A 310-nucleotide genomic window follows, 5' to 3' on the forward strand; every position below is an offset into this window, starting at 1 on the left:
GGTACCAGGCTCGCCTCGTGCGCCCATGCCTCGACCAGGCGGGCCCGCCCCGAGCCCGCGGCGGTGGTCGCAGCCCGGTCCAGCAGTGCCGGGTCGTAGGAACCCATGCGCGCGAACACCGGCAGGTACTGGCTGCGGGCGAGAACGTTCACGCTGTCGATCTGGAGCAGGCCCGTGCGGCGCACCACCCGGCCCAGGTGGGCGAGGGTCGGGGTCCCCTTCGGGCGCGGGTCGGTGAGCCCTTGCGCGGCGATGGAGATCCGTCGCGCCTGGGAGAGCGAGAGCACGGAGTCGCGGCGGGGGGGGCGGG

The 310-nt window shown here is 75.5% G+C and carries 1 protein-coding gene; it reads right to left on the reverse strand.

Annotated features, from left to right (window positions below; genetic code table 11):
- On the reverse strand, nt 1-310 hold a 310-nt coding region (locus tag D474_RS28060), incomplete at both ends, for a DNA glycosylase AlkZ-like family protein (protein ID WP_193373983.1).

It is taken from the genome of Nocardiopsis salina YIM 90010 (genome assembly GCF_000341025.1).
GTDB lineage: Bacteria > Actinomycetota > Actinomycetes > Streptosporangiales > Streptosporangiaceae > Nocardiopsis > Nocardiopsis salina.